Source organism: Collimonas sp. OK607 (assembly GCF_900111995.1).
In the GTDB taxonomy this organism is placed as follows: domain Bacteria; phylum Pseudomonadota; class Gammaproteobacteria; order Burkholderiales; family Burkholderiaceae_D; genus Collimonas.
Window position 1 is genome coordinate 1 of record NZ_FOKF01000079.1, and the last position, 6,208, is coordinate 6,208.

General features: G+C 56.1%; 5 protein-coding genes and 2 pseudogenes. 3 read left to right on the top strand and 4 right to left on the bottom strand.

Annotated elements, in window-relative coordinates:
• Positions 1-329: pseudogene (locus BM029_RS26180) on the top strand (IS4 family transposase); the annotation flags it as partial.
• A gap of 43 nt (positions 330-372) precedes the next feature.
• Here BM029_RS26180 and BM029_RS25300 read toward each other — a convergent pair.
• The 3 genes from BM029_RS25300 to BM029_RS25310 all read right to left on the bottom strand — a co-directional run bounded on the left by BM029_RS25300 (position 373) and on the right by BM029_RS25310 (position 2,870).
• Positions 373-1,380 (bottom strand): GlxA family transcriptional regulator, encoded by a 1,008-nt coding sequence (locus tag BM029_RS25300; protein WP_092440794.1) that lies wholly within the window; start codon positions 1,378-1,380, stop codon positions 373-375.
• Complete coding sequence (locus BM029_RS25305; RefSeq protein ID WP_092440796.1) at positions 1,368-1,970, bottom strand: DJ-1/PfpI family protein; 603 nt, start codon at positions 1,968-1,970, stop codon at positions 1,368-1,370. Before BM029_RS25305 ends, BM029_RS25300 begins: the two co-directional genes overlap by 13 nt.
• 135 nt (positions 1,971-2,105) lie before the next feature.
• Positions 2,106-2,870, bottom strand: coding sequence for a hypothetical protein (locus BM029_RS25310; protein WP_092440798.1), 765 nt, complete (start codon positions 2,868-2,870; stop codon positions 2,106-2,108).
• A gap of 203 nt (positions 2,871-3,073) precedes the next feature.
• Here BM029_RS25310 and prfB point away from each other — a divergent pair.
• Together prfB and lysS are read left to right on the top strand one after the other, a co-directional pair.
• Positions 3,074-4,178 (top strand): peptide chain release factor 2 gene (prfB, locus tag BM029_RS25315; protein ID WP_139217348.1). Its coding sequence is split into 2 segments (ribosomal slippage): positions 3,074-3,154 and positions 3,156-4,178, totalling 1,104 coding nucleotides; the frame shifts between segments, so codons are not numbered across the junction.
• Between the two features lie 101 nt (positions 4,179-4,279).
• Positions 4,280-5,806: a lysine--tRNA ligase gene (gene lysS / locus BM029_RS25320; protein WP_092440800.1), complete on the top strand. Its 1,527-nt coding sequence runs from the start codon at positions 4,280-4,282 to the stop codon at positions 5,804-5,806.
• A gap of 88 nt (positions 5,807-5,894) precedes the next feature.
• Here lysS and BM029_RS25325 read toward each other — a convergent pair.
• A pseudogene (locus BM029_RS25325) lies at positions 5,895-6,208 on the bottom strand (IS4 family transposase); the annotation flags it as partial.

The following is a 6,208-nucleotide window of genomic DNA, read 5'->3' on the forward strand; positions in this document are numbered from 1 at the left end:
GTGAAAAGGAGATGTGGGTATACCTGCTTGCCTACAACCTCATCCGAATGATTATGCTGCAATCGGCCTTGCTCGCCGATGTCTTGCCACGCGCACTGAGCTTCAAGCATACGCTGCAACTATGGCTGGCAACGGGCGATACATTGCGTCACCCTAATGACGATGATAACGTCGCAGAATTCTTGGCGTTGGTGGCCGAACAGACGATCGGAAACCGACCGGGGCGAATCGAACCGCGCGCCATCAAGCGAAGACCAAAACCTTACCCTCTACTGATGCAAGCACGGACCCCAGCAAGAGAGATGCTGCGAAAATACGACCATCCGAAAAAGCTAAGTAAGTGCCATTCGACTCTGACCCTATTTAATTTTTTTAGCTGTTGGCCTGGCGTTGCTGGCTTGGTGGGAGGCTTTCGAATTTGCTCCATACGCGGCGTAACTGGCGGGTTGAATTGAAGCCAGCCTGTTGCGCTACCTGTTCCATGTCCAGCTTGGACTGGGTCAGCAATTCGCGTACCAGCGCTACGCGGATGCGCTGGATGTAGTCGACCAGGCTGCTACCGGTATGTTCGCGGAACAGGCGCGTCAGATGGCGTTCGCTGGTGCAGGCGATTTCCGCCAGCTGCTGTAAATCCCAGTCATTGGCAGGATTGCCGATCACGGCGTCTTGCACTCGATGTATCGCCGGATGCAGGTGATTGCGGCATGCCAGCCATGGCGACAATTGCGGATCGCTGCCGGCACGCCGCATATATACCACCAGCGAACGGGCAATCGAAGCGCTGCGGGCGTGGCCGCAAATTTGCGCCACGACATGCAACGCCAGATCGATGCCAGTGGTCACGCCCGCGCTGGTGTACACATTGCGGTCTTCGACAAAAATCCGGTTTTCCAAAACATGCGCGCGCGGCGCGATGCGGCGCAGGTCATCGCAATGGCTGTGATGCGTGGTGCACTGGCGGTCGTCGAGCAAACCGGCGTACCCGGCCAGCAAGGCGCCGGTGCAAATACACAATAATTTATGCGACGCACTCCAATGGGCACGCAGCCAGCTCACTGCGCGCTGATCGGCAACGCTGCTGAAATCGTCGTCGCTACCCGTGCAACCGTTGAGCACCAGGATGGCATTGGCGGGCAGGTTATCCGGCAATGGACCAAAGCCCGTCAGGCCAAGTCCGATGGAAGTGCTGATGCTATCCGCGGCGCTGATATAACGCACATCAAAGAAGTTCGGCCTCCCTTCACGTTCGGAAATCCGGTTGGCATAGCGCAGCACTTCCGCCGGACCAATCAGGTCAAGCGCCATGGTGGCGTCACGCAGCAGAAAATAGACCGGAATGGTGGTTTCCCCGGTACCCATGTTGTCGGCTATTGCAGCCATCGATACTCCATCTGTTTGGCAGTGGCGGCAGCCAGTTCGGGTCCGGCCAATCGCTCGACCAGATGCAAGCTCATGTCGACGCCCGCCGAAATGCCGCCGGAAGTGACCACTTTACCGCAATCTATCCACGCTACATCACGCTTGACGGAAAGCGCCGGAAAACCGGCCTGCAAATCGTCCTGATCCTCCCAATGCGTGGTGACATCCAGCCCATCCAGCAAGCCCGCCTTGGCAAGCAGGAAGGCGCCGGTGCAGACCGAAGCGGTAATAACCGTGCCCAACGACTGCGTGGCGATCCAGTCGATCACCGCGTCGTTATTGAGGATGGCCGAAACATCGCCACCCGGCACCAGCAGCACATCCAGTTCCGCAGATGGCAGCAATACACAGTCAGGTAACACTTTCATGCCGCCGCGAGCGCGCACCGGCCGCATGCTCGGCGCCACCAGAAAACATTGGAACAGGTTTGCCGCAGCATGATTGCCGTTGCTGCGGCCATGCACCCGGGTCGCAGTCGAAAACACTTCGTAGGGACCGGAAAAATCCAGAATTTCAACATCGTCAAAAACCAATATTCCCACACTCAACATGCTCAGACCTCATTCAACTCACGGAAAGTCCGGGGCCGGACTTCTATCGTTGATATCAGGTTAAGCCTGTGGCGGGTATCGCGAAATACTCTCCGTAGACATAATGCGGACAAAACCGGACAAATTCAAACAATGTCACCGCACAGGTAAAAACTGCAAAAACGACCCGCCCACCATATTCTGCAAATAGCTGATACCGGCACGCTTGTACTTCTCGGTTGTCATCTCGGCCAACAGATCGATGCGGCCGATGATCTTGCCAAACTCCCTTTCAAAACTGATGTTGCGCTCACTCTCGCTGATGTCGTTGGACAGCAGCAAAGGCTGGCCTGCGGGATTTTTCCGGCTGTTCAATATCCACGACGCTATGTCCATGTTGCGGGCGGCGTTGTACAGATACTGGGCATCGAAACCGTCGATCAGATAGAACTTGGTTTTACCGCCATGCGCAACGATGATCATGTCGGCGGCGCCGTAGATAAAAGCTGCAACCCGGTCGCCGCTGAACTCCGGGGACAGCGCCATAGACAACGCCTGGATATCATGCTTTCCTTGCAACTCCGGCCATGGCTGGCGCGCTTCGATGGCATCGCGCACACGCTTGATCGCCAGCTCGCGACTGGTGGCAGTCTTTTTCCATTCGGCCGGATTGCGTCGGTACAATTTATCCAGCAAGTGATAAAGACTGTCGAGATTGTCGCGCATGGCAAGGGTGGCGAAACGATTGACATCGGACTGCGCCAGTTCTGTACCGCTGCTGGAAGCGCCCTGGACTTCGCCATGCGGCGCCGGTGTCGGCGCCAGCAGGCCGCATGCGCCGAGTCCCATACATAGCGGGATCACCAGCAATAATGATGACAAACCGACATTGCAACGACTGGTATTTGCCTTAATCGCCATGTGCGGCCCGGCCCGGTAGGTAAATTAGCAAGCTCGCGTCCATTGTAAAGAGTTGCAGCTTCGATAGCAGCCTTGTTGCAATGGTTCACATTTGTGCATATTCACCGGGAAAAGATCACCAAAAATGGGCGAAATGCAAACAGCGGAGCCATCTGCCATGACGCTGGCGTATAATTTAGGGTTTGATTGCAAAAGAGCCGAAAATGGAAGCCGAACGCTTAAATTCCCTACAAAACCTGCTTGCGGACCTGACCAGCCGCGAAGCCGAACTTCGGAGGTATCTTTGACTTCGATACGAAGTTAGAGAAACTCGACCAGGTCAATGGCGAACTGGAAGATCCGGAAGTCTGGAATGACCAGAAACGCGCCCAAGACCTGGGCAAGGAAAAGAAATCCCTGGAAGCCATCGTCCTGACGCTGACCAAGATCGAAGCCGATCTGCGCGACACCAGCGACCTGTTCCAGATGGCCCGCGAAGAGCAGGACGAAGAAACCATAGAGGCAGTCGAAGCCGATACCGAAGGCCTGCGCAAGCTGGTCGAAGGCATGGAATTCCGCCGCATGTTCAGCAATCCGATGGATCCCAACAACTGCTTCATCGATATCCAGGCAGGCGCCGGCGGTACCGAAGCGCAGGATTGGGCATCGATGCTGCTGCGCCAGTATTTGCGCTATTGCGAACGCAAGGGTTTCAAGGTCGATATCCTGGAACAGTCCGACGGTGAAATCGCCGGCATCAAGACCGCCACGCTCAAGGTCGAGGGCGATTACGCCTACGGCTTCCTGCGCACTGAAACCGGCGTGCATCGACTGGTGCGTAAATCGCCTTTCGATTCCGCCAACGGCCGCCACACTTCGTTTTCCAGCCTGTTCGTGTACCCGGAAGTGGATGATTCGATCGATATCGATGTCAACCCGGCCGATGTCCGCGTCGACACTTACCGCGCGTCCGGCGCCGGTGGTCAGCACATCAACAAGACCGACTCCGCAGTGCGCCTGACGCATATGCCGTCCGGTATTGTCGTGCAGTGCCAGAACGACCGCAGCCAGCACCGCAACCGCGCCGAAGCGTGGGACATGCTGAAAGCCAAGCTCTACGAACTGGAATTGCGCAAGCGCATGAGCGAGCAGCAAAAGCTGGAAGACTCCAAGACCGATGTCGGCTGGGGCCACCAGATTCGCTCTTACGTGCTGGATCAATCGCGCATCAAGGATTTGCGTACCAACTTCGAGAGCGGCAATACCAAGGCCATCCTCGACGGCGACCTTGACGACTTCATCGCAGCCTCGCTCAAGCAAGGCGTGTAAGTTACAAAGCGGTTGCAAACCATGCCACGGACCAGGTCCGTGGCAATGCCTTTCTCGCCGCACCACAGACGTTTCACCGCATCACTTTAAAAGATACTGACATGACGACAGACAATCAGCAGCAACCTGTCCCGCAAGACGAAAATAAAATCATCGCGGAACGCCGCAGTAAGCTGACCGCCCTGCGCACGCAAGGCGTGGCTTTCCCTAACGACTTCCGGCCGACGCACAAAGCCGCCAGCATCCAGGCCGAATATGCCGAACAGGAAAACGAAACGCTGGACGCTGCGGCAGTCAAGGTTGTAGTTGCCGGTCGCATGATGTTGAAACGAGTGATGGGCAAGGCGTCCTTCGCCACGCTGCAGGACGCCTCCGGCAGCAATGCCGACGGCCGCATCCAGCTGTTCATCACCAAAGAAAATATCGGCGAAGAAAATTACGATAATTTCAAGCATTACGATTTGGGCGACATCCTCGGTGCCGAAGGCACGCTGTTCAAGACCAAGACCGGCGAACTGTCGATCAAGGTGACTACCCTGCGCCTGCTGACCAAATCGCTGCGTCCGTTGCCGGATAAATTCCACGGCCTGGCCGATCAGGAGACCAAATACCGCCAGCGTTACGTCGACCTGATCATGAACGAAGATACGCGCCGCACCTTCAAAGTGCGTACCGCCGCGATGTCGTCGATCCGCCGCTTCATGGAAAAGAACGACTTCATGGAAGTCGAAACGCCGATGCTGCACGCCATTCCCGGCGGTGCCGCGGCCAAGCCGTTCATTACCCACCACAATGCGCTGGACATGCAAATGTTCCTGCGTATCGCCCCTGAGCTGTATCTGAAGCGCCTGGTGGTTGGCGGTTTCGAACGCGTGTTTGAAGTCAATCGTAACTTCCGTAATGAAGGCGTGTCACCGCGCCACAATCCGGAATTCACGATGATGGAATTCTATGCTGCGTACGTCGACTATCAATGGCTGATGAATTTCACCGAGCAAGTGATCCGTCAGGCAGCTATCGATGCCCACGGCACAGCCACCCTGACTTATCAAGGCCGCGAACTGGATCTGAGCAAGCCGTTCCAGCGTTTGACGATTGTCGGCGCCATCAACAAATATGCGCCGCAATACCAGGACGCACAACTGCAAGATGCTGAATTCATCAAGGCCGAATTGAAAAAATTCGGCGTCAAGCCACACGCTCACGCTGGCCTCGGCGCGCTGCAACTTGCCTTGTTTGAAGAGACGGCAGAAGCGCAACTGTGGGATCCGACCTACATCGTCGATTATCCGGTCGAAGTATCGCCATTGGCACGCGCCTCCGATACCGTGCCAGGCATCACCGAACGCTTCGAACTGTTCGTCACCGGCCGCGAAATCGCCAACGGCTTTTCCGAGTTGAACGACTCGGAAGACCAGGCCGCCCGCTTCCAGGCGCAGGTTGCAGCCAAAGATGCCGGCGACGAAGAAGCCATGTATTTCGACGCAGACTACATCCGCGCATTGGAATACGGCATGCCTCCGACCGGCGGCTGCGGCATCGGCATCGACCGCCTGATGATGCTGATCACCGACTCGCCAAACATCCGCGACGTACTACTGTTCCCACACCTCCGCCGCGAAGACTGATCAACCTGCAGCAACCCGGTCAAATGGGGTCAGAGTAATTTACGACGGTGAGGCTGTCGTAAAAAAACTCTGACCCTGACCCTTCCCCTCAAATAACAACATGAATAGCCATAGAGCGCAGGGTATGAATTGCCTGGTTAATTTGCGAGATTGGGATCTGTCGGGGTGCTTCGCGCATCCACCACAGTGCGAGTGAGAGGATGGACAAGGTCTGTTCGGCTTTGTGCCGGCTACCGTATTGGATCTTGAACCCCTGATGTTGCGCGGTTAATCCGATGATCCAGAGCGCATACATGGCGAGTGCTCCGATCAATAGCAGAATGGAAAAACGCAGTGGATCACGCGTTTGACTCTGAGATAGTCCCAATCCAAATTGGGCATTTTTGATGTCACGAAAGGTCT

Bases quoted from the DNA above. Each gene is read 5' to 3' on its own strand.
- BM029_RS25305 (WP_092440796.1), bottom strand. From the start codon at position 1,970: ATGTTGAGTGTGGGAATATTGGTTTTTGACGATGTTGAAATTCTGGAT.
- lysS (WP_092440800.1), top strand. From the start codon at position 4,280: ATGACGACAGACAATCAGCAGCAACCTGTCCCGCAAGACGAAAATAAA.
- BM029_RS25300 (WP_092440794.1), bottom strand. From the start codon at position 1,380: ATGGCTGCAATAGCCGACAACATGGGTACCGGGGAAACCACCATTCCG.
- BM029_RS25310 (WP_092440798.1), bottom strand. From the start codon at position 2,870: ATGGCGATTAAGGCAAATACCAGTCGTTGCAATGTCGGTTTGTCATCA.